The sequence below is a fragment of the Specibacter sp. BI4 genome, from assembly GCF_056680095.1.
This window is the reverse complement of record NZ_CM155265.1, coordinates 1940698-1961770: the sequence shown is the minus strand read 5'-3', so window position 1 is coordinate 1961770 and position 21073 is coordinate 1940698. Positions and strand designations below refer to the sequence as shown.

At 62.5% G+C, this 21073-nt stretch carries 23 protein-coding genes; 14 read left to right on the top strand and 9 right to left on the bottom strand.

Annotation, left to right across the window (positions count from 1 at the left end; translation table 11 throughout):
* Position 1: 1 nt before the first annotated feature.
* The 3 genes from AC1L6K_RS09045 to murA form a co-directional block, all read right to left on the bottom strand.
* The gene (locus AC1L6K_RS09045) at positions 2-1039 is read right to left on the bottom strand and encodes an NAD(P)H-dependent glycerol-3-phosphate dehydrogenase (RefSeq protein ID WP_480952363.1); all 1038 of its coding nucleotides are present in this window, start codon (positions 1037-1039) and stop codon (positions 2-4) included.
* The gene (locus AC1L6K_RS09040) at positions 1036-1842 is read right to left on the bottom strand and encodes a lysophospholipid acyltransferase family protein (RefSeq protein ID WP_480952722.1); all 807 of its coding nucleotides are present in this window, start codon (positions 1840-1842) and stop codon (positions 1036-1038) included. Before AC1L6K_RS09040 ends, AC1L6K_RS09045 begins: the two co-directional genes overlap by 4 nt.
* Before the next feature lie 69 nt (positions 1843-1911).
* Entirely contained in the window at positions 1912-3258 is a 1347-nt protein-coding gene (gene murA / locus AC1L6K_RS09035) for a UDP-N-acetylglucosamine 1-carboxyvinyltransferase (protein ID WP_480952362.1), read from the bottom strand.
* A gap of 1072 nt (positions 3259-4330) precedes the next feature.
* Here murA and AC1L6K_RS09030 point away from each other — a divergent pair.
* Entirely contained in the window at positions 4331-4870 is a 540-nt protein-coding gene (locus tag AC1L6K_RS09030; RefSeq protein ID WP_480952361.1) for a hypothetical protein, read from the top strand.
* 123 nt (positions 4871-4993) lie between these two features.
* On the opposite strand, the gene AC1L6K_RS09025 is transcribed toward AC1L6K_RS09030, so the two are convergent.
* Positions 4994-6193: an ROK family protein gene (locus AC1L6K_RS09025; RefSeq protein WP_480952360.1), complete on the bottom strand. Its 1200-nt coding sequence runs from the start codon at positions 6191-6193 to the stop codon at positions 4994-4996.
* Positions 6194-6316: 123 nt separating this feature from the next.
* Here AC1L6K_RS09025 and AC1L6K_RS09020 point away from each other — a divergent pair, with 123 nt between their 5' ends.
* From AC1L6K_RS09020 to AC1L6K_RS09005, 4 genes are read left to right on the top strand one after another with little or no spacing between them, the layout of a single operon-like run.
* Positions 6317-7630 carry an ABC transporter substrate-binding protein gene (locus AC1L6K_RS09020; RefSeq protein ID WP_480952359.1) on the top strand — a complete coding sequence of 438 codons (1314 nt, stop codon included), beginning with the start codon at positions 6317-6319 and terminating at the stop codon, positions 7628-7630.
* 5 nt (positions 7631-7635) lie between these two features.
* Positions 7636-8526 (top strand): carbohydrate ABC transporter permease, encoded by an 891-nt coding sequence (locus AC1L6K_RS09015; protein WP_480952358.1) that lies wholly within the window; start codon positions 7636-7638, stop codon positions 8524-8526.
* Positions 8527-9423 (top strand): carbohydrate ABC transporter permease, encoded by an 897-nt coding sequence (locus AC1L6K_RS09010; RefSeq protein WP_480952357.1) that lies wholly within the window; start codon positions 8527-8529, stop codon positions 9421-9423. It begins immediately after the preceding gene.
* Between the two features lie 36 nt (positions 9424-9459).
* Positions 9460-11124, top strand: coding sequence for a glycoside hydrolase family 13 protein (locus AC1L6K_RS09005; protein ID WP_480952356.1), 1665 nt, complete (start codon positions 9460-9462; stop codon positions 11122-11124).
* 122 nt (positions 11125-11246) lie between these two features.
* On the opposite strand, the gene leuD is transcribed toward AC1L6K_RS09005, so the two are convergent.
* Together leuD and leuC are read right to left on the bottom strand one after the other, a co-directional pair.
* A complete protein-coding gene (leuD, locus tag AC1L6K_RS09000; RefSeq protein ID WP_480952355.1) occupies positions 11247-11846 on the bottom strand; it encodes a 3-isopropylmalate dehydratase small subunit in 600 nt (199 codons plus the stop codon).
* Positions 11847-11856: 10 nt separating this feature from the next.
* The gene (leuC, locus tag AC1L6K_RS08995; RefSeq protein WP_480952721.1) at positions 11857-13329 is read right to left on the bottom strand and encodes a 3-isopropylmalate dehydratase large subunit; all 1473 of its coding nucleotides are present in this window, start codon (positions 13327-13329) and stop codon (positions 11857-11859) included.
* A gap of 259 nt (positions 13330-13588) precedes the next feature.
* Here leuC and AC1L6K_RS08990 point away from each other — a divergent pair, with 259 nt between their 5' ends.
* A complete protein-coding gene (locus AC1L6K_RS08990) occupies positions 13589-14308 on the top strand; it encodes an IclR family transcriptional regulator (protein WP_444532164.1) in 720 nt (239 codons plus the stop codon).
* 140 nt (positions 14309-14448) lie between these two features.
* Here the strand turns inward: AC1L6K_RS08990 and AC1L6K_RS08985 are convergent, their stop codons facing one another.
* From AC1L6K_RS08985 to AC1L6K_RS08975, 3 genes are all read right to left on the bottom strand, one after another.
* Positions 14449-15168: a hypothetical protein gene (locus tag AC1L6K_RS08985; RefSeq protein WP_480952354.1), complete on the bottom strand. Its 720-nt coding sequence runs from the start codon at positions 15166-15168 to the stop codon at positions 14449-14451.
* Between the two features lie 89 nt (positions 15169-15257).
* Positions 15258-16424 carry a tyrosine-type recombinase/integrase gene (locus tag AC1L6K_RS08980; RefSeq protein ID WP_480952353.1) on the bottom strand — a complete coding sequence of 389 codons (1167 nt, stop codon included), beginning with the start codon at positions 16422-16424 and terminating at the stop codon, positions 15258-15260.
* Positions 16417-17112 carry a helix-turn-helix domain-containing protein gene (locus AC1L6K_RS08975; RefSeq protein WP_480952352.1) on the bottom strand — a complete coding sequence of 232 codons (696 nt, stop codon included), beginning with the start codon at positions 17110-17112 and terminating at the stop codon, positions 16417-16419. The genes AC1L6K_RS08980 and AC1L6K_RS08975 overlap by 8 nt, the downstream gene beginning before the upstream one ends.
* A 127-nt stretch (positions 17113-17239) precedes the next feature.
* Here AC1L6K_RS08975 and AC1L6K_RS08970 point away from each other — a divergent pair, with 127 nt between their 5' ends.
* From AC1L6K_RS08970 to AC1L6K_RS08935, 8 genes are all read left to right on the top strand, one after another.
* Positions 17240-17452: a helix-turn-helix domain-containing protein gene (locus AC1L6K_RS08970; RefSeq protein WP_480952351.1), complete on the top strand. Its 213-nt coding sequence runs from the start codon at positions 17240-17242 to the stop codon at positions 17450-17452.
* The gene (locus AC1L6K_RS08965; RefSeq protein ID WP_480952350.1) at positions 17449-17778 is read left to right on the top strand and encodes a hypothetical protein; all 330 of its coding nucleotides are present in this window, start codon (positions 17449-17451) and stop codon (positions 17776-17778) included. The genes AC1L6K_RS08970 and AC1L6K_RS08965 overlap by 4 nt, the downstream gene beginning before the upstream one ends.
* 14 nt (positions 17779-17792) lie before the next feature.
* Positions 17793-18314 carry a hypothetical protein gene (locus AC1L6K_RS08960; protein WP_480952349.1) on the top strand — a complete coding sequence of 174 codons (522 nt, stop codon included), beginning with the start codon at positions 17793-17795 and terminating at the stop codon, positions 18312-18314.
* Between the two features lie 29 nt (positions 18315-18343).
* Positions 18344-18931, top strand: coding sequence for a hypothetical protein (locus tag AC1L6K_RS08955; RefSeq protein WP_480952348.1), 588 nt, complete (start codon positions 18344-18346; stop codon positions 18929-18931).
* A gap of 288 nt (positions 18932-19219) precedes the next feature.
* A complete protein-coding gene (locus AC1L6K_RS08950) occupies positions 19220-19453 on the top strand; it encodes a hypothetical protein (protein ID WP_480952347.1) in 234 nt (77 codons plus the stop codon).
* Positions 19454-19456: 3 nt separating this feature from the next.
* Positions 19457-19810, top strand: a complete 354-nt coding sequence (locus AC1L6K_RS08945) for a hypothetical protein (protein ID WP_480952346.1) — start codon at positions 19457-19459, stop codon at positions 19808-19810.
* A gap of 73 nt (positions 19811-19883) precedes the next feature.
* The gene (locus AC1L6K_RS08940; RefSeq protein ID WP_480952345.1) at positions 19884-20516 is read left to right on the top strand and encodes a helix-turn-helix domain-containing protein; all 633 of its coding nucleotides are present in this window, start codon (positions 19884-19886) and stop codon (positions 20514-20516) included.
* 165 nt (positions 20517-20681) lie between these two features.
* Positions 20682-20939, top strand: coding sequence for a helix-turn-helix domain-containing protein (locus tag AC1L6K_RS08935; RefSeq protein ID WP_480952344.1), 258 nt, complete (start codon positions 20682-20684; stop codon positions 20937-20939).
* The last annotated feature ends 134 nt before the right edge of the window (positions 20940-21073 follow it).

Below are 21073 nucleotides of genomic sequence, written 5' to 3'. Positions count from 1 at the left end.
GTCAGTCGCCTTCGGATTTCAGTTCGCGGGCCAGCAGCAGCGGGCCCAGATCGTCGACAGTCAGTTTACCCTCGAGGACGCCGACGACCGCGTTGGTGATGGGCATGTCAACGCCCATCTTGGCGGCCAGGTCCGAGACGGCGCGGCCTGACTTGATGCCCTCGGCGGTTTGCGTCATGCGGTTGTTGACCTCGTCGAGCGTGAGCCCCTCGCCCAGCATGCGCCCGGCGGTGTGGTTGCGGCTCAGCGAGGACGAGCAGGTGGCCACGAGGTCGCCCAGCCCGGCGAGCCCTGACATGGTCTCGGCCTTGCCGCCCAGGGCCAGCGCCAGCCGCGTGGTCTCGGCCAGGCCGCGGGTGATGACGGAGGCCTTCGTGTTGTCCCCGACCTTCTTGCCCTCGCAAATGCCCACGCACAGGGCAATGACGTTCTTCACGATCCCGCCAATCTCCACACCCACCACATCATCGATGGTGTAGGGGCGGAAATACGGCGGCTTGCACACGTTCGCCACCCATTTGGCCGTGCTCTCGTCCGCACAGGCAACCACCGAGGCGGTCGGTTCCTGGCGCGCAATTTCCATGGCCAGGTTCGGCCCGGACACAACCACCACGCGGTCGGCGGAGATGCCCAGTTCCTGCTCGATGACCTGGGACATGCGCTGGTCCGTGCCCAGTTCCAGCCCCTTCATCAAACTGACGACGACGGCGTCCTTGCCCAGGAGCCCGGCCCACCCCCGGAGCTGCTCGCGCAGGGTTTGGGCAGGCACGGCAAGGATCACCAGTTCGGCGCCCTGAAGGACTTCCGCGACGTCGGTGGAGGCACTGATGTTGGTGGGCAGCTCCGTGGTGGAGAGGTAGCGCGGGTTGCGGTGGTGGTCGTTGATCTGGTCAACAACTTCCTGGCGCCGGCCCCAAAGGACGATCTTTCGGTCGGTGCCCGTTGCGGCGTCACCGAGGATCTTCGCGAAGGTGGTCCCCCAGCTGCCGGCACCCAAAACTGCCGTCTTGGCCGGCGCATTGCCATCCACGTAACTCACTGGAGGTCCCCTGTTTCTGTTGTTTCGGCGTCGTTCTTCGTCTTCTTCGCACTGCCGCCACCGGTGGATCCGCGCTCCACAAACCGGCCGTGGGAGGACTGCTGGTGGGCGGTCGGGTCCCAGCGCTGCGCCGGCGCCTGCGCACCACGGAGGTCCTCGACCATTGCGGTGATGTCCTTCATGATGACCTCGGTCATGGCTTCGAGGGTGGCCTTGTCGCCCTGCATGCCGGCAAAGGCGCTGAGGTCCACGGGCCGGCCGACGACGACCTTCACCTTTTTGCGGGGGAGGATCTTGAATCTTTTGGCGTAGCGGGGAAACACTTCCTGGGCGCCCCAGTGGACCACGGGGATGACCTTGGCGCCTGTGCCCAAGGCGAGCCTGGCGGCACCGGTGCGCCCCTTCATGGGCCAGAGCTCGGGGTCGCGGGTGAGTGTTCCCTCGGGGTAGATGACGACGGCGCCGCCGCCATCCAGCACCTCTCGGGCACCGACTAGCGACTTGCCCGCTCCGGCGCCGCTGCGCTCGACCGGGATCTGGTTGGCGCCGCGCAGGACGGCGCCGAGGACCGGGGTCCTGAACAAGCCGTCCTTGGCCAGGAAGTGCGGCATGATGTTTTGGTTGTACAGCATGTGGCCCACCACGATCGGATCGATTTCCGTGTAGTGGTTGGGCACCACGATGAACCCCTCATCCTGGGGCAGTCGGTCCAGGCCGTACCATTCCTTGCCGATGAGCACGTTCATGAGCGGCCGGGCCACGCCGGCCAGGATCCCGAAAAACACCCGGGTCCTGAGCTTCATGCCCTTGGGCTTGTAGGGGCGCTTGTGCGTGGCCTTGCCCGGCTGGGGCATGTCAGTGCTCACGGTTTCCTAGCCTGCGTTCCGTGCGGCCATGGTGGTTTCGTGCACGTCAAAGTCTGCGCCCAGTCCGTCGAGCTTGGCGGTGAAGTGCTCGTAGCCGCGGCTGATCACGTCAATGCCTGTCACAGTGGAGGTTCCCTGTGCGGCCAGGGCTGCGATCATGTGGCTGAAACCGCCGCGCAGGTCGGGGACGTTGATGTTGGCGCCCTTGAGCGGGGTGGCTCCCGAGATGACGGCCGAGTGGATAAAGTTCCGCTGGCCAAAGCGGCAGGGGATGCTGCCCAGGCACTCGCGGTGAAGCTGGATGTTGGCACCCATCCGGGCCAGTGCCTGGGTGAAGCCAAAGCGGTTTTCGTACACAGTTTCGTGCACGATCGAGACGCCTTCGGCCTGGGTCAGTGCCACGACGAGGGGCTGCTGCCAATCCGTCATGAAGCCCGGGTGGACGTCTGTTTCGAGCACCAGCGGCTTCAGGGCGCCGCCCTTGTGGTAGAAACGGATGCCGTCGTCGTGGATGTCCATGCCGCCGCCGATCTTGCGGAACGTGTTCACGAACGTCATCATGTCGCGCTGACTGGCGCCTTCGACATAAATGTCGCCGCCGGTGACCAGGGCAGCCGATGCCCAGGACGCGGATTCGTTGCGGTCGGGCAGGGCGGTGTGGTCATAGCCCGAGAGTTCGCGGACGCCTTCAATGCGGATGGTCCTGTCGGTCTGCACCGAGATAATGGCGCCCATCTTTTGCAGGATTGCGATCAAGTCAATGATTTCCGGCTCGGTGGCGGCACCGCTCAGCTCGGTGATGCCCTCCGCGCGGGTTGCCGACAGCAGGACCTGCTCGGTGGCCCCGACGCTGGGGTACGGCAGGCTGATCTTGGTGCCCTTCAAGCCGGTGGGGGCTGTAATGGAGATCCCGTCGCCGGTCTTGTCCACGACGGCACCGAACTTGCGCAGCACGTCCAGGTGGTAGTCGATGGGGCGGTCGCCGATTTTGCAGCCGCCCAGGTCGGGGATGAAGGCATGGCCAATGGAGTGGATCAATGGCCCGCACAGCAGAATCGGGATGCGGGAGTCACCGGCATGGGTGTTGATCTCCGCGGTGTTGGCCTTCTTCGCGTTGGCCGGGTCCATGGTGAGGTCACCCGTGACAGGGTCCTTCACCACCGTGATGCCGTGCAGCTGCAACAGCGACGTTACAACCTCGACGTCCTTGATTTCCGGGACATTGTGCAAAATGGAGGGCGTACTACCGAGCAGGGCCGCCACCATTGCCTTGGGGACAAGATTTTTGGCGCCGCGCACCTGGATGCGTCCCTTGAGTGGAACTCCGCCTCGAACTGTCAGAATCCTGCTCATTGTCACCTAATCCTTTGTTACACCTGTGCTTCGGGCGCCTGTCGGGGTTCTCCCGGGGCCGGCCCAAGCTCTCCCGGTATCTACCGGGGCTTCAGTCAAGCATAGTTTCTCCCGCTGCAGATGCTGAAATGGGCATGTGGCTGGCGGCGACCGTTGTAGCGGGTGTCCCTTCGGCGGGCGGTGAGTTCTGCGGGTTTGGCGCGCGCTCCCTCCCGCCCGACACCCCTGGCTGCCACCCCGGCTGCCGGCCAGTGTCCCCATTGGCGCGCAACGCGCTGCCACCCAGTGCCGCAGCGGCCTCACTGCCGACAGTCTTTGACCCGGTCATGCACCATCCCTCCGCTCCAGCATCCGGGCGGTTCGGCACGGGGGCTGTAGCGGTCATTCGCCGCCGTTCTGGACTAATTCCAGCCGTGCGGGGGCAGTCGTGGTCATTCGCCCCTGGCCGGCCGGGATCGAATGACCACGACTGCCCCCGCATCTCCAGGGAGCATCTTTCTGAACCAGCGGAGCTCCGAAAAGCTGCATAATATTGCTGATCCGTCACTGCATCTGCCATCTGGTTCCCCCACAGCCCTGCACCAAGCCGAGGTTGTCCACAATATGGGGCAACAGCCTGCATTCTGACTCAGACCGGGGGCAGGCTGTAGCCATGAACGCTTTCGAGGTACTGCCATTTATCACTGCGGAGAACAAATTCGTCGACGAATATTCAGCCCGCAGGCTCTCGCGGCTTGCAATGTCTGGCCGCCTGGTTCGCGTCCGTCGGAGTCTGTACCTCCCCGCCGACACCTGGCACTCATTGAAGCCTTGGGAACAGTACCGAATGAAGATCCAGGCAGTCCACGAACTCGCATCCTGCGAACCTGTTTTCGCCAGGGAGTCCGCTGCCCAAATCATGGGACTCCCGCTCATACAGCTGCCGAAGGAGGTCCAGACTATATTGGCAGCTGGCAGAAGCGGCGGGCAGAGCAGCAATGGCGTCCGCCGCGTGAATGGGGTCGCGGGTGACCCGGAACCGTGGCAGATGTTTGGCCTGTTGGTGACCCCGCCGGTACAGACGGCCAGGGACATGGCAGTCCGGCTTCCACTCACCGCTTCATTGCCTGCCATGGACCGACTGCTTCAGCGAAAGTTGCTGCCCGGCGCACCACCAAATGTGAATCTGGTGTTTACGGCCGAGGATGTCCGGAATTCCGCGGCCCTTCTTCCCAACGAGACTCAGCGCCACCGGCTGCAACGGGTTCTCGACGTCGCCAACGGCCTGTCTCAGTCTCCCGGAGAGTCATTCAGCAGGGCAATTATGATCCAGCACGGGTTTCCCGTACCTGCCCTCCAGGTACCGTTTGCGGACAAACGGGGCAGAATCGGCATGCCCGACTTTGATTGGGAAGAGTACAAGACATTGGGCGAATTTGATGGTTACGACAAGTATTCCGCGCAGCGGTATCTCAAGGGCAGGACGCCCTCCGAGGTTGTGGTCGCGGAGAAGAACCGGGAAAACCGGCTTCGAGCCCTGGGCTATAACGTCGTTCGATGGATTTGGGATGATTTGAAGGTCCCAGGCAGACTCGTCGAAATGCTCCATGACGCCGGGTTGCCTTCAAAATAGCTCATCAGAGGGGGCCAATGCTGTCATTCGCCGCCGTTCTGGACTAATTCCAGGTATGCGGGGGCTGTTGCGGTCATTCGCCCCTGGCCGGCCGGGATCGAATGACCGCAACAGCCCCCGCAGTCAGTTCCGCGGCGTGAATTTCAGTGGTGCTTCCCGCAGGAGCGAGAGCCCGCACGTCAAAGCACCAAGCACCACGCTTTCGGCGCCCAGCTCGGAGGCCGCAAGCTCCGGCACCGGGGCCGCGAAGTCTTTCTTCAGGATGGCGGCCGCTTTCTCAATGACCGGCTGCACCCCGAGCGCGATCGCACCGCCCACCACCACCTTTTCCACATCCAGGAGACTGGACAGCACGATGGACACCCTGGCCAGGCGGTGGGCAAGGCGGTCCACGATCCGTTCGCCTGCAGCATCGCCCGCCACGGCTGCGGAAAAGACCGCCTCGGCGGAAACTTCCGATCGCGGGACGCCTGCCAGCACCGAGCCAGCGGGCAGGGAACCGTCGTCCCGGGCGGCCAGCGCCCATTCGCGGGCAAGATAGCCAAGCCCGTCCGCGGACCCGACTCCCTCGACCAAGTCCAGGAACCGCATCTCCCCGGCTCCGCCATGGCTGCCCCTGATCAAGACATCGTCAACAACCAGCCCGGATCCCAGCCGCTCTCCGGAAAGCAGTGTTGCAAATGACCTGATGCCCCGGCCTGATCCGCGGGCGCGTTCAGCCAGCGCCGCCAGATTTGCGTCGTTCTCCACTATTGCGTGGGCAGAATCGGCAAAACTGTCCGGAAAGCCTGGATTCATCTTGTTCCAAAACTTGTCCCCCACCGGTGAACGGCCGTGTTCATCCACCGGCGCGGGGACACCGACCACCACGATAAAGATGTGATCCGGCTGCACGCCGGCAGCAGCCATTGCCGCCTCCGCAATTTTGCGAACAGTCGCCACACGGGCAGCTGGTTCCTCAGTGGTCATGACAGCAGCTGTGCGTGCCAAGGTCTTTCCGCGCAGGTCCGCCACCATGACGGTGGCTGTGTGCTGCCCGGCGTCGATGCCGAGTATGTACCCGGCCGTTTCACGCAGTCGATACCTGCGGGCGGGCCTGCCCATGCTGTACTGACCCGCCGTCCTGGCGTCACCAAGTTCGTCAATCCAGCGCAGCTCGGCGAGCTCGTCACACAGTCCGAGAACCGTCGCCCTGGTCAGACCTGTTGCTTCCATTACCTCGGTGGCGTTGAAAGTCTCCGACTCCAAGGCATACCCCAACACGGCTGCCGAATTCATCCGGCGCAGCAATTGGGTCGAAGTTGCCCCACTATTTTTCTTCACCCCTTGACCTTATAGCCACGCCCGTGCGATATTTCTATACGTACTAGATTTAGTATCTATATTTACTTACAGGCCTAACGCATCGGCCTACTGTGATGCAGCGTGGGACGAGGAGACAATGACGTGCATGCAGTTCCAACGACGACACAACAAGGCCTGAGCAGGCGATCATTTTTGCTGGGCGCAGGCGTTGTGGGCGCAGGTCTGGCCCTTGCGGGGTGCGGCCAGGACCAGGGCTCATCAGGGGCCGCAACGACTATTTCGTTCTACCTGTCAAAACCGGAAGTGATCGGATATTTTGACGGAATCATTGAACAGTTCCACAAGAGCCAGAACACGGTGCGGGTCATCCGCGACTCCACGTCCAATCTTTCGGCGGACTTTGTACGCAACCAACCGCCGGACATTGGCTGCTTGAACTACAACCTGGAGATCGCCGCCTTCGTGGAGCACGGTGCCCTGAGCGACCTCTCCGACACCGACGCCGCCAAGTCCATCGACCCCAAGCTGTGGCCGTTGATGGAACAAACCGCGGAATATCCGGGCCGCACAAGCGCCATTCCCTACTCCGTCATGGCAGCATCTGTCATTTATAACAAGGACATCTTCGACGAGCACGGCCTTGCGGTGCCGACCACGTGGGATGAACTGGTTGCCATTTGCGAGACCCTGGAAAACTCTGGAATCGCGCCGTTCTTCACCACCATCAAGGACAACTGGACCATCGCCCAGGGCATGTTTGACTACAGCGTGGGCGGCATGATCGATGTCCCCCAGTTTTTCAGCGAGCTCCAGCGTGAAGGGACCTCCGTTTCGGCGGACTCCCCCACGTCCTTCCAGAAGGATTTTGCACTTCCCATGGAACGCATGGTTCAGCTGCGCAACTATTCAAACAAAAACGCAGCAAGCCGCGGCTACGGTGACGGGAACCTTGCGTTCAGCCAGGGCCAGGGCGCCATGTACCTGCAAGGTCCCTGGGTCCTGAATGAAATCGCAAAAACGAACCCCACGATGAACCTGGCCACGTTCCCGCTGCCTGTCACCAACGACCCCGACGACCTGAAGGTCCGCGTCAATGTTGACCTGGCCCTGTGGATCCCGGAAGCGTCCAAAAAGAAGGACGCAGCCCGCGAATTCCTGGCATTTTTGATGAAACCGGACATCATCAACAAGTACAACGCCGACAACAACGGGTTTGGCGTTACTGTCGACGCACCGCCGGCGACCAACCCCGTACTGGTAGGCATGCAGCAGTACTACGACGACGCCGCCTTTTACCTGGGCCCGTCCCAGCTGGTGCCCAGGGCCATACCAATAGCGAACTACGCACAGGCCATCGCCTACGGCTCCACCCCCAAATCACAGTTGCAGACCCTGGATGCCGGCTGGTCCCGGCTGGCCGTTCGCAACAAGCGACCAACCCAAGGAATCGAGTAACCACCATGGCCACTTCCACCAAGGTCCGGGTACGGACCCGGCGCCGCGTCGAACCGGTCTTCTATGCCATGCTCCTGCCAACTGTGCTGCTGTTCACCCTGGCCATCACGCTGCCGGCGGTCATGGGCATCACGCTCAGCTTCACCAATTCAGTGGGATTCGGTGAGTTTGAGTTCATCGGGCTGACCAACTATGTGGCAATCTTCTCTGACCCGGAGATCCTGCAGGCGTACCTGTTCACACTCGGATTCGCGGTCGTGGCGGTGGTTGTCGTCAACGCCATCGCGTTCCTGCTCGCCATGGCCTTGACGGCCAAGATCCGGGCGAAGGTGGGGCTGCGCGCCGTCTTCGTCCTGCCCATGGTGATTTCCAGCCTTGTCATCGCTTATGTCTTCAACTACTTGTTCTCCAATTCACTGCCCGCCGCGGCGTCGGCAGTCGGCTTCGGGCCGTTGCAGGAAAGCGTGCTGGCCAACCCCGACCTCGCCTGGCTGGCCGTCGTGGCGGTCACTGCATGGCAGTCCATTCCCGCGACGCTGCTGATCTACATTGCCGGAGTTCTCTCCATACCCTCGGACGTGTACGAGGCTGCCGCGCTCGACGGCGCATCGGCCGCGCGCCAGCTCTTCACCATCACCGTGCCACTGACAGCCGGCTACATCCTCATCAACGTCATCATCAGCTTCAAGAACTTCATGAACGCCTACGACGTGATCGTCGGCCTCACCGACGGCGGTCCGGGAACAGCGACCACCAGCGTCGCCATGTCCATCTTCAAGGGATTCACCAACGGCGACTACTCCTACCAGATGGCCAATGCAACCATCTTCTTCCTCATCGCGATCGTCATCGCACTCCTGCAGCTGCGCACCACCCGCGGAAAGGCAACACTTTAGATGGCAACCCAGGTCATGCTCAAACCAGCCCCCGCCCCGGTCTCCGAGACAGGCGAACGAAAGCCCCGGCGCCGTCGCCTGCACGGAGGGAACTGGCCCGTCACCATTATCCTGGCGGTCTGTTCGCTCTCGGTGTTCATACCGCTCTACGTCACCTTGGCCATGGCGTTTAAGACTACGGGCCAGGCGGTGGACGGCAACGCCTTCTCGCTCCCTGCCCCCTTCAGCGTTGACGGCTTTGTCCAGGCCTGGACGCTGACCAACTTCCCGCGCAGCTTCACGATTTCCGTGCTCATCGCCGCCATCACCGTCATCGGCACGATCGTGCTGGGTTCGTTTGCGGCCTACGCCATTTCCCACAACTGGGAGAACAAGGTGTTCCGCTGGTCGTTCTTTTACCTGCTGGCCGCCATGTTCCTGCCGTTCCCGGTGGTGGCACTGTCCCAGGTGAAGCTCTCCGCCATGGTGCACCTGGACAACCCGCTGGGCGTGGCCATCCTGCACATCATGTTCCAGCTGTCGTTCAGCGTCATGCTGTTCACGGCGTTCCTGCGTTCCATCCCCAGTGAGTTGGAGGAAAGTGCCCGGATTGACGGGGCCGGTACGTGGCAGGTGTTTTGGCGGCTGGTGTTTCCGCTGCTCGCCCCGATGAGCGCCACGGTGGGCATCTTCGCGTTCCTGGCGTCGTGGAATGACTACATGATGCCGGTGCTGATCACGGCCGACCCTGCGCTGCAGACCCTGCCGGTGCTGCAAAACATGTTCCAAACGCAGTTCAGCAACAACTACAACGTCTCGTTCGCTTCCTACCTCATGGCCATGGCGCCGGCCATCATCGTCTACCTGCTCTCGCAGCGCTGGGTGATGTCCGGGTTGACCCAGGGCGCCATCAAATAATTCCAACCACCCCGAGTACAGGAGATCCACACCATCATGACCGATGTTCTTGAAACCGTCCCCGCAGTTCCCACCGCCGACGAGACCTGGTGGCGGCAGGCCGCCGTCTACCAGATTTACCCGCGCTCCTTCGCCGATTCCAACGGTGACGGCATGGGCGACCTGCCCGGCATCACATCCCGCATCCCCTACCTCAAACAGCTGGGCGTGGATGCCGTGTGGCTCAGCCCCTTCTATCCCTCGGCGCTGGCTGACGGCGGATACGACGTCGATGACTACCGCGATGTGGATCCCCGGCTGGGCACGCTGGACGACTTTGCCGAGATGACCGCGGCGCTGCATGCAGCAGGCCTGCGCCTGATCGTCGACGTCGTCCCCAACCACACCTCGAACCGGCACGTATGGTTCAAGGAAGCGCTGGCTTCCCCCAAGGGCTCGGCCGCCCGCGACCGCTACATTTTCCGGGATGGCACCGGCCCCGACGGCACAGTGGCCCCGGCGGACTGGGAATCCATCTTCGGCGGCCCCGCCTGGACACGGACCGCCGACGGCCAGTGGTACCTCCACTCCTTTGCCTCCGAGCAGCCGGACCTGAACTGGCACAACCCGGAGGTCCGCGCAGACTTCCTGGAAACCTTGCGTTTCTGGTCCGACCGCGGCGTGGACGGATTCCGGATCGACGTGGCCCACGGACTCGCGAAGGACCTGGGTGAAACGCTGCCCAGCCTGGCCGAGCTGGAGACCCTGGCCAAGGATGACGGCCGCCACCCGCTGTGGGACCGTGACGAGGTGCACGAGATCTATGCGGAATGGCGCACGGTCTTCAACTCCTACACCCCCGCCCGCACGGCCGTGGCCGAGGCCTGGGTCGCCGCCAGCCGGCGCGCCAAGTACGCCAGTGCCCAAGGACTCGGCCAGGCCTTCAACTTCGACCTGCTCGAAGCTGACTTTGACGCCGGCCAGTTCAAGGACATCATCACGTTCAATCTGGCCCTGGCCACGGAGTCCGGATCCTCAACGACCTGGGTGTTTTCCAACCATGACGTGGTGCGCCATGCCACCCGGTACGGCCTCCCTGCCCGCAATGGCAGCGAGACCAAACAAGGTGCCGACTGGCTGCTCAGCGGTGGAACCACCCCGGCGCTGGACGCTGAACTCGGCCTCCGCCGGGCCCGCGCGGCCACCCTGCTGGAACTTGCGCTGCCGGGCTCCGCCTACCTGTACCAGGGCGAAGAGCTCGGCCTCCACGAGGTGGCCGCGATCCCAGCGGAGCAGCGCCAGGATCCGGCGTTCTTCCGCAACCCCGGCGTCGACATTGGCCGGGACGGATGCCGCGTGCCGCTGCCGTGGAGCCGCGGCGGATCCTCGCAGGGTTTTGGCACAGGCGGCTCGCACCTGCCGCAGCCGGAATGGTTTGCCGACAGCTCCGTGGAAGCGGAGGACGGCGTGGCCGGCTCAACGTTGGAACTGTACCGGGAGGCCCTGGCCTTGCGGGCAAGCCTTCAGTCGGGTGAGGACCTCGAATGGATTGACCGCGGCCGCGTCGACATTCTGGCGTTTCGCCGTCCCAATGGCTGGACCAGCGTGACGAACTTCGGTGCGGAACCGGCGGAACTGCCCGCCGGGGAGGTCCTCATCGCCAGCGCCCCGCTCGAGGGCGGGCTGCTGCCAAGCGCCACGACGGTCTGGCTGCGCGGCTAACCACAACCGGCGGTGTCCCGGCCTCACAAGCCGGGGCACCGCCGTCGTACTTAAAGTCGCACATAAAAAGGAAGCCGGCCCGCCCCGAAGGGTGGACCGGCATCCCGTATGCCAGCTAAGAACTAGACTTTTACCGGCAGCGTGGTGGGCTTGATGGCCGGGCGGGTGGCCTCAAACGCCGTGATGGCGGGTTCGTCGCGCAGCGTCAGGCCAATATCGTCGAGGCCCTCGAGCAGGCGCCAGCGGGTGTAGTCGTCGACCTGGAACGGGGCAACAACGGTGCCGGCGGTGACCATCTTGGCAACAAGGTCAACCGTGACTTCGGTGCCCGGAGCGTGTTCCAGGACCTTCCAGATCAGCTCGATGTCATCCTGGACGAGCTCGGCGGCGACGAGACCCTGCTTGCCCGAGTTGCCGCGGAAAATATCGGCGAAGCGGGACGACAGCACGGCCTTGAAGCCGTAGTCCTTCAGCGCCCAGACGGCGTGCTCGCGTGAGGACCCCGTGCCGAAGTCGGCGCCGGCAACCAGAACCGACCCTGTGGTGTACGGCTCGCGGTTCAGGATGAATTCCGGATCCTTGCGCCAGCTCGAGAACAGGGCGTCCTCAAAACCAGTGCGCGTGATCCGCTTGAGGTACACGGCCGGGATGATCTGGTCCGTGTCAACGTTGCTTTGGCGCAGCGGGACACCAATGCCGGTGTGGGTGGAGAACTTTTCCATGGTGAGCTCCTTACGCTACGTTGTTGGCGGGGACGGCGGCTGTTTCGAGGTCCGACGGCGAACTGAGGGTTCCGCGGACGGCGGTGGCGGCTGCCACAACAGGAGAGACGAGGTGGGTGCGGCCACCCTTGCCCTGGCGGCCCTCAAAGTTGCGGTTGGATGTGGATGCGCAGCGTTCGCCCGGTTCCAGCTGGTCCGGGTTCATGCCCAGGCACATGGAGCAGCCGGCAAAGCGCCACTCTGCACCGAAGTCCAGGAACACCTTGTCCAGGCCCTCCGCCTCGGCTTCCAGGCGGACGCGGGCGGAACCGGGGACCACCAGCATGCGGATGTTCGGGTCCTTTTCGCGGCCGCGGATGATGTCCGCGGCTGCCCGGAGGTCCTCGATCCGGGAGTTCGTGCACGAGCCCAGGAACACCGTGTCAACACGGATGTCCTTCATGGGGGTGCCGGCTTCCAGATCCATATAGGCCAGTGCGCGTTCTGCGGCAGCCTTGGCGTTCTCGTCGCCAAAGTCTTCGGGGAACGGGACGGTGTCGCTCAGGGACACGCCCTGGCCGGGGTTGGTTCCCCAGGTGACAAAGGGATCCAGGGTGTTGGCGTCGAGGAAGACCTCGGCGTCGAATTCGGCGTCGTCCTCTGTTGTCAGGGACTTCCAGTACTCGACGGCGGTGTCCCAGTCTGCACCTTCCGGGGCGTGGGCGCGGCCCTTGAGGTACTCGAAGGTGATCTCGTCGGGGGCAATCATGCCGGCTCGGGCGCCGGCCTCGATGGACATGTTGCACACTGTCATGCGGGCGTCCATGGACAGGGCACGGATGGCGGAGCCGCGGTATTCGAGCACGTAGCCCTGACCGCCGCCGGTGCCGATCTTGGCGATGACGGCCAGGATGATGTCCTTGGAGGTCACGCCGGGGCGCAGGGTGCCCTCGACGTTGATGGCCATGGTCTTGAACGGCTTCAGCGGCAGTGTCTGCGTGGCCATGACGTGCTCGACCTCGGAGGTGCCGATGCCAAACGCGAGGGCGCCGACGGCTCCGTGGGTTGAGGTGTGTGAGTCGCCGCAAACAACTGTCATGCCCGGCTGGGTCAGGCCCAGCTGCGGGCCCACCACGTGCACGATGCCTTGTTCGGCGTCGCCCAGGGAGTGCAGGCGGACACCAAATTCGGCGCAGTTGTTGCGCAGCGTCTGGATCTGGGTGCGGCTGGTGAGATCGGCGATCGGCTTGTCGATGGCCAGCGTCGGAGTGTTGTGGTCCTCCGTGGCGATGGTCAGGTCGGGGCGGCGCAGCGGGCGGCCGGCCAGGCGGAGTCCTTCAAAGGCCTGCGGGGAGGTGACTTCGTGGATCAGGTGGAGGTCGATGTAGAGGAGGTCGGGCTGGGCGGCGTCGCCCTCACCTTCGCCCTGGCTGACGACGTGGTCACGCCATACCTTTTCAGCCAACGTCTTGGCGGCCCTGCGCGGTGCCTTGCGCGGCGCCACCGTGGGCACTGCAGCCTGGCCTGCTGTCTCCACTGCTGTTTTCTCCACTGCGTGGGGAGTGGTTGACTCGCTCACAGCAGCTCCCTTCCATCGTTGTTTCCGCGGTTGCTTCCGCTCTTCCGGGCCCGCATTCACGTAGAATTTGAAGGGGTCCGCAGGCGGAGTCGTTCGTTTGTATGGCTCCACTGTTCCAGCCACTTCAGCGCGGAAGCCAATTCTTCGATTTGCATCTCACATGCTGAGACGTCAATATCATTACATGGACAATTCTAGTGGTGTTGGCGTCATAGACAAAGCGGCCCTTGTGCTTGATGCATTGGAAGCCGGCCCTACCACCTTGGCGCAGCTCGTTGCAGCCACCGGTTTGGCCCGGCCCACCGTGCACAGGTTGGCACTAGCCCTGGTACATCACAGGCTCGTCAGCCGGGACATGCAGGGCAGGTTTGTGCTGGGCAGCCGCCTCGTCGAGCTCGCTTCAGCCGCCGGCGAGGACAGGCTCATCGCCGCCGCCGGGCCCGTTTTGCTGCAATTGCGCGACTCCACCGGAGAGAGCGCCCAGATTTTCCGCCGCCAGGGCGACTTCCGGGTCTGCGTGGCTTCGGCCGAGCGCCCGATCGGCCTGCGCGACACCATCCCCGTGGGCACACAGCTCACCATGAAGGCCGGCTCGGCGGCACAGGTTCTGCTGGCCTGGGAGGACCACGAGCGGCTGCTCGAGGGCCTGCACAACGCCCGCTTCACTCCCACAGTCCTCGCCGGCGTCCGCCGTCGCGGATGGGGCCAGTCGCTCGGCGAACGCGAACCCGGGGTCGCCTCGGTGTCGGCGCCGGTGCGCGGCCCGTCCGGCCGTGTGATCGCTGCGGTGTCCATTTCCGGGCCGATCGAGCGCCTCACCCGCCAGCCCGGCCGCCTGCACGCCGAGATTGTGTGCAACGCCTCCCGCATCCTGACCGAGGCCCTGCGCAAGAGCACCCCCTAATCTCTTGGTCGCTGGTTCGATTCCAGTCCGGGGCACAAAATGGCCTCTGACCTGCACAAACGCAGATCAAGGGCCCTTGACATTTCCGCACCCGAGCAGCCAATCCACCGCTTACCCACCGCTTTGGATCCGGCCAGCTTTCATCGCCGCCTCGGATCACCCTTTTTTATCGCCATTCGACGAACGCCCTTCTTGCCGGCATATGCAATGATGTGCGCCCCAGCGGCGTTGTTAAATCCGGTCCAAGTGAGGAGCACGTTGGCTTCGGGGGAACCAGTTGCGTAGACGGTGCAAATCATGATCATCATGAATATGAGAATGTAAGCACCATTTTCGAGCTGCGCCCAACTAACCGTGCTGCCGCGCATCCGCCTGGACGCGTCTGTGGTCAACTGCTCCACGACTTCGTGCATGCCGTCCACGTCGGCGAGTGAAGAACGAATCCCCAAGGCTGTCTCGCTGAAAGCGCCTTCCGCGACTGCGAGCCTGCCGAATCGTGCCATCGTGCCCGCAACACCGAGGTTCACCTTCAATTGCGAGCCGAACATTCCGAGTATGGCCGTCGATACTGCGCTCTGCGCGGGTAAATTCATCGCTGCAAGTGAATTTTGCAGCGGAGCAATTGATTTGATCAGTGAATCAATCGCTTGTGTCTGGATTCCACCAGCGAAGGAGTTCACTAGCACACGATTCGGGCGAAGAGCCTTCTCCAGCGAAATACTAAGGCCTGTCACACCCATCGTGAGGTTCTTCATGTACTGCGCCTGCACTTCGTTCGACACAATGGCACTCTGCATTTGGGCAATCGGTCGCATTATGTTTTGCATGCGAATCAATGGGTCAAAATCGAAGGTGGTCATGGCTATTACTTTCTGAGACGCAGCAAGCATGAACTTCCCTAACTGAGCGTCGTAAGCGGCAGCGCCGAATGGTGTTGTCAATGTGTGTCCTAATCGTTTGCAAACGCCTGCAGCGCAACGGTCATATCCGGCGCCTGGTGTGTCTTCTGGACGTAGTGCTTGCTGGTCACGGCCTCGCTCGAGTGTCCGAGCTGTGCCGACGCCACGGCCATGCCTTCCGATCCTGCCAGAAGCGTGCCCACCGTCTTGCGGAAGGTATGCGGGGTGACCCAGTCGAAGCCGATACTTGCCCGAGCCGTTCCGAGCTGTTTACGGAAGTTGCCCGGGTCCCTCAGCGTGCCGGTGGCGGACGGGAACACCACGTCGTGCGGGTTGCCTTTCAGCTGGCTCACCTGACGGCGCAGAAGCATCTCCACGGCGAAGGGTGGTAGGAAGTATCGTTGCCGGGAGTTGGTGCTCTTAGGATGCTCCTGAATGATGAGCCCCTTGCCCTTTTCCGTCACGATGGTCCCGTTCACGGTCAGCGTGGGCTTCACGGCTTTGAGGTCAACATCCGGCCAACGGATACCCAGGGCCTCCCCTATGCGGCAACCTGTGGCCAACATAACGTCCACGACGTCGAGCATGTCAGCCGTCGGGTAGCGGCCCGCGGTGGCTTTCTTTCCCTCCCACTGGAGCAGGCCGGCGCGCAGCGCAACCACCTCGGGCAATGTCAGGGCCCGAACTTCCTTCTTGCCGGTCGGGATCGTGGCGACGTCGCGAAGCGGGTTGGCTTCCAGGGCGCCGTGGCGGGCAGCGAGGCCCAACATTCCGGACAGGACTGTCTTGCACAGCTTCGCCGTGGCGTCGCCGTGCTTGATGCGCATGGTCTTGAGGAAGCGGTCGAGAGTCGAAACCGTGGCCTCTCGTATCCGGAGCCCTCCGACACCGGGCAGCACATACCCTTCTTTGATTTCCTCGTAGCGCCGGCGCGTGTTGATGGCCCGGTCAAGATCCAAGAACTCCGCCCACCACACAGCAGCCAAGGCACTGATGCGAGTGTCAGCGGTAATGTCCTCCCCCGCCGGCATCGCCCGGTCCGTCATGGCCAGCACTAGCTGCCGCTCAGCTTTGGCGCCAGTGGCGGCCCGGGCCTCAACCTTTCGCGTGATCCCATCGAAGTCACGGAACCGGGCCATGGCACGCCACACACCGGGCTGCGCCTGGTCCCGGCTGATCTTCCCCCACGTCCCAACCTGCAACGGCGGCCTAGGCATTTGGAAAGCCCTTTGGTTCAACGCCCAATAATTCCGACTTCTTGCGTCGTTTTTCGAGCTCTAACTGCAGGCTTGACCTAAGTTTCTCTGGCATCGGCGGCAACTCAACGCCGTTGTCGACTAAGAAGTCGGCATAATCGGCAATTTCCTTAATAATTTTGGCCGACATTTCATCTATGTGCGGGCTAATACTCTCAATGTCCTCTGGTCCCACCATTTTCTCCGACACGGATTTCAGGCTCTGGGCGCTTTCCCACCTGACGACACCATCAGTAATTCTTGTGTAGCCCACGAGCGGCCCATTGACACGCAGCGCCGCCTCGTTGAGAGGCTGCACTTGACCGTTGGCCACATCATCGCCACTGAACCAGCGCCATGCCGTCCAAGGGTGTGCGCTTTCGCCCGGAAGCGGATGGGCTAGATCGCCGCTGCCCAGCGGAAATAGAAGCGCCATCGGGGGGACCCCAATCGCTTTGGCGAGTACGGCAACTTCATGCACGGGCAGGGCCTCTTTGCGCCCGGACTCGACGTTGGCGATTGTGCTTCTGGGTATCGGGTACCCCAGTTCGCTACAGCGATCGCTGACGGCCTGGGCAGACAGACCAGCGATGCCCCGAAGCTCTCGCAATGTCCGGCCGATTTGTGCGGACCAGTCTTTCGGCCAGTTACTTTTATTGTTTTGTCCCATGGTGAGTAACTATAAGTGCCCACTTGTGCTTTTGCAACAGTTGCCACTAGTGTTGGTCATGGCGGGACAATGAGTTCGAAATTTGTCCCCTTGCCGCACAATCTCCTGATCGCGGAAGGAATCCCCAATGACTACTCAAGTCAAAACTACAGAGGCATCCAGTACGGAATGGCTGTCGCCGGTTCAGCTGGCCGAAGAGCTGCAGATCCCATTGCAGACTATCTACGTTTGGCGCACCCGCCGGCAGGGGCCACGAGGCCACAAGATCGGCGCCCACGTCCGCTACTCCCGCGCCGACATCAACGCATGGCTGGCGACGACCGCGGACGCGCACCGATGAGCCGGCCAGCTGTCCTTGAGGACCTGGCTTGGGGTGACGATGCCATGGACGCGCTCGAAGCCGAGGCGGCCACCGGTGCCACGTTTGATGCTTACCAGATGCAGCAGCGGCAGGGCCTCCGAGATCCCGACAACCCTAACCAGTGGGGCGCAGTCTTCAACACGGCATCACGCCGCGGCATCATCCGGGCCGTCGGCTACCACGATTCTCAACGTCCCGGACGTTCCGGGGGAGCCTGCCGCGTATGGGTAGGCAACAAGAACACAAAAAACGGCCTGGGTGTCATCCGCCAAGACATCACCCAGACCGCCACATCCAACCGCTAGAAAGCAGTACAGACATGTACCAGAATACCCCTGCCCGCATGACCCAGGACGAAGCAGCAGCACTCACCAGTGAACTCGTCACCTTTCGGCCCGACTGGCGGCCCACAACAATCATGGCGGCCCTGGCCCGCGTCCGCGGCACCATGGATCGGGAGCAGATCACCAACGCGGCATGGGCTGCAACGACCGACCCCGACCTGACTAACTTCGCGGACGCTTTCAATTACACCCCTGCACCCGCACTGCCACCGGCCCCGGCTAGCACTGTTGCCAGCTACGGGCGGGATGTTGACCTCACCCGCCTCGCTAGGTCTCTCCCTGAATGCTTCGAGGAACTGGCCGCCGAGGTTGTTGTTGAGCACCAGTTCGAGAAGGGAGTCCGCCGCCTCAACCTTGCCGACGGCGGCCCCACCCAAGCACTGAGGACCCTCATTGATGAGCTGCGCAGCGGCCTTGTCAATGCTGATGACCTCGACACCGCCCTGAACGTCCTCGAGGTACGCCTCAACATCCCGCTCACCACCGCGGCTGAATAGTCCCTGAAACATCTGATTGGAGTCGCCTAATGGCGGGCAATAGAAAGCCGTACGACCGGCAGATTCTTCCCCTCGTTGGCCAAAACCATGCCTTGGGGCCGCTCCGCCGAGTGGGCAGATTCGAATGGGAGAAGGTGATCATGCGTTCCACGTTCCAGCCAAGCAGCATCAAGCTTGTCGCCCTGAGTGCCGCCACGTACGCGGACACGGTAACTGGCGCCAACGTGCGCCCTGGCATTGCTCGACTGATCGCTGTGACCGGTCTTGGTGACAGCATGGTGCGCCGGAACCTCAAGGCTTTGGAGAGCGCTGGGTTCATGTTCCTGGTGGCCAGCGGATCCAACTATGGGCGTGGTGGCAAAGGTGCTGCGTCGGAATACCAGTTGACAGCACCGGAGATACTCGCGGAGCAGTACGAGGCTGAACGGAACGCTGAAACGTGGGATGAAACTGACCAGTGGGACATACAAGTCATCCGGGATCACCAGTACCCCAGTACCGGAGATAGTTCAAAAGCCACTGAAAAGAACACCGGTACTCCATGCAGGAACACCGGTACTGGGTGCACAGAACACCGGTACCCCAGTACCGCCTACCTCCTCATTACCTCTCCATAAAACACCTCCCCATGATCCAAGTCATCAAAGCGGTTCCGTCACCTTAAGTGACGCGCACGAAAAAACCTCTGATGAAAAACCCATTTCCAAAATTGGAGGAGACCCCGAATGGGAACAAACCTACGCTGCAGCATCACAGCACCTCCAGAACCTCCAGAACCTTCCAGACCACGGTCAGGTAGCCATGGAGCAAAGCCGCAAGAGGAGCCCCATGGCACCCATCGCAGAAAGAGTCCTGAACGCGGCCCAGGCCACCGGATGGAAGCACCCAGAACTGAGGGACGCATCATGAACGACAACGACGTCACCCAAGCCATCCGATCCATGGCCATCCGGGCCGAGAAACTACCCCTGCACAAACAGATCCAACTCCACGAAACCCTCGAAGCTAACCAGGGCATCGACCCAGACACAATCCACTGGCTCATCCTCATGCACGAACACAGCGACGACGACGGCAACATCACCAACCAAACACTCCTCAACATCATCAACAACTCCCAGCCCGCCAGGAAGGACTAACCCATGAACAACCTCCAAGAGCTCATAGCAGAACACAAAGGCGCCCGGTCCTACCGCGAACTGGCCGAGAACACTGGCGGCCGCATCGACATGAAGGTGTTCCATTCGCTGGCCACCCACCCGACGACACGAAAACTACCTGTCCCCAGCCACATCGAAGGCATCGCCGCCACCCTCAACCTGCCAATCCGCGACGTCATCCTCGCAGCAGCCAAAAGCGCCGGCCTCAACCCCGAACCCACCCCCAACATCGAAGACCTCAAAGAACAACTGTTCTACCACCAACACCGAGCCGCCACATACAAAAATAAGCTCCAAGAACTGCGTTCCAGCGTCGTCCCCAGAAAGGGTCCCTGAGCTCATGAAAATCAACCCTCCCCCTACGGGGGCGAACGAACCAACCGAACCTCTACCCCAAGGAAGAATCGCCATGGCCAAACCCTCCCGACCCTTGGGTAAACCGCTGACACCGGAGGAGCGCCAGGGCATCATCGACGGCTACGCGGCTGGCTTGAGTATCAAGGCAATTCACCTGACGTTCGGTTACGCCAAGACCACCATTCGCAGGACGATAGTCGCGGACGGCGGACAGCTACGGCATGACGCCAGCCCTGCCAAGTTCAGTGATCCCCAGTTGAGGGCATGGCACAGGTACGGATGGACGGCGCGGCGCATAGCTGACCATACGGGCGCGCACATCAGCAGAGTCCACAAGCGCATGGCCACGCTCGGGCTGCCGGTTGATCGCGTTCATGACCGCCTGCCCGCGGCCGAGATCACGGCAGCCTACGCGGACGGCATCTCCATGCGAGCGCTGGCGAATCAGCATGACGCTCACATATCCACCATTCGCCGCCTCATCGTCAACAACGGCGGCACCATCCGAACCAACAGCGCACCGCCCCGGATCGACCCGGGACATCTCGCGGACTACTGCAGGCGTGGGCTCACAGTGACGCAAATTAGCGAGGCGACGGGCGCCACCGTTGAGACCGTGCGCGTGCACCTCCTCAACAACGGGCTGAGAGCTACCAGCAAGCGGTCTCGTAGGGCGGCAGAGTGAGCGGGTACCGGCCGGCGCGGACAAGTGGCCTTGGTGCGCACGTTGCTGGCGGCCCGGCCTTCGTGCTGGCCAGCATCCTCGAGCGTGCAAATGCTTCCGCGAAACTTAGAGATCTACCACCGGAGCTGAGGGCCGCTACGCTGCAGACCCTGGACGACATCCGAGGTGCTGCCACTGTCTGGTCCCAGGGCCGCAAAGAAGACCGGGGCGTCGATAAACCTTCCCGCCTCCGGGAAAGAACCCGCGCACCCGCTGGAATCGCTCCTAACGACATCACAAGCCGCGGATGCCCTCGGGGTTAGTGAGCGCCGCGTTAGGCAGCTGGCGGACGCCGGGACGCTGGCAGGGCGCAAGCTGGGCAGGCAGTGGCGATTGGATCCGGAGAGCGTGCAGGCGCTACGGCTGGCGGAAGACGTTTCTTGACGGCCCGAGAAGTGACCGTTAGCAGGTTATGACAGGCAATAACTAAATGAATCAAAGGCAAAAGGGGGTCGCCACAAGCGACCCCCTTCGACGTTTCCACCGCTTACCCACCACAATCCCCGGAAATTGCCGCC

Excerpts from the sequence above, each read along its gene's own strand:
- AC1L6K_RS09005 (WP_480952356.1), top strand. The coding sequence starts at position 9,460 with ATGACCGATGTTCTTGAAACCGTCCCCGCAGTTCCCACCGCCGACGAG.
- AC1L6K_RS09030 (WP_480952361.1), top strand. The coding sequence starts at position 4,331 with ATGGCAGTCCGGCTTCCACTCACCGCTTCATTGCCTGCCATGGACCGA.
- AC1L6K_RS08945 (WP_480952346.1), top strand. The coding sequence starts at position 19,457 with ATGAACAACCTCCAAGAGCTCATAGCAGAACACAAAGGCGCCCGGTCC.
- AC1L6K_RS08980 (WP_480952353.1), bottom strand. The coding sequence starts at position 16,424 with ATGCCTAGGCCGCCGTTGCAGGTTGGGACGTGGGGGAAGATCAGCCGG.
- leuD (WP_480952355.1), bottom strand. The coding sequence starts at position 11,846 with ATGGAAAAGTTCTCCACCCACACCGGCATTGGTGTCCCGCTGCGCCAA.
- AC1L6K_RS09015 (WP_480952358.1), top strand. The coding sequence starts at position 7,636 with ATGGCCACTTCCACCAAGGTCCGGGTACGGACCCGGCGCCGCGTCGAA.
- AC1L6K_RS08975 (WP_480952352.1), bottom strand. The coding sequence starts at position 17,112 with ATGGGACAAAACAATAAAAGTAACTGGCCGAAAGACTGGTCCGCACAA.
- AC1L6K_RS08965 (WP_480952350.1), top strand. The coding sequence starts at position 17,449 with ATGAGCCGGCCAGCTGTCCTTGAGGACCTGGCTTGGGGTGACGATGCC.
- AC1L6K_RS08985 (WP_480952354.1), bottom strand. The coding sequence starts at position 15,168 with ATGACCACCTTCGATTTTGACCCATTGATTCGCATGCAAAACATAATG.
- AC1L6K_RS08940 (WP_480952345.1), top strand. The coding sequence starts at position 19,884 with ATGGCCAAACCCTCCCGACCCTTGGGTAAACCGCTGACACCGGAGGAG.
- AC1L6K_RS08970 (WP_480952351.1), top strand. The coding sequence starts at position 17,240 with ATGACTACTCAAGTCAAAACTACAGAGGCATCCAGTACGGAATGGCTG.
- AC1L6K_RS08950 (WP_480952347.1), top strand. The coding sequence starts at position 19,220 with ATGAACGACAACGACGTCACCCAAGCCATCCGATCCATGGCCATCCGG.
- AC1L6K_RS08960 (WP_480952349.1), top strand. The coding sequence starts at position 17,793 with ATGTACCAGAATACCCCTGCCCGCATGACCCAGGACGAAGCAGCAGCA.
- AC1L6K_RS09010 (WP_480952357.1), top strand. The coding sequence starts at position 8,527 with ATGGCAACCCAGGTCATGCTCAAACCAGCCCCCGCCCCGGTCTCCGAG.
- AC1L6K_RS08955 (WP_480952348.1), top strand. The coding sequence starts at position 18,344 with ATGGCGGGCAATAGAAAGCCGTACGACCGGCAGATTCTTCCCCTCGTT.
- AC1L6K_RS09040 (WP_480952722.1), bottom strand. The coding sequence starts at position 1,842 with ATGAAGCTCAGGACCCGGGTGTTTTTCGGGATCCTGGCCGGCGTGGCC.
- murA (WP_480952362.1), bottom strand. The coding sequence starts at position 3,258 with ATGAGCAGGATTCTGACAGTTCGAGGCGGAGTTCCACTCAAGGGACGC.
- AC1L6K_RS08990 (WP_444532164.1), top strand. The coding sequence starts at position 13,589 with ATGGACAATTCTAGTGGTGTTGGCGTCATAGACAAAGCGGCCCTTGTG.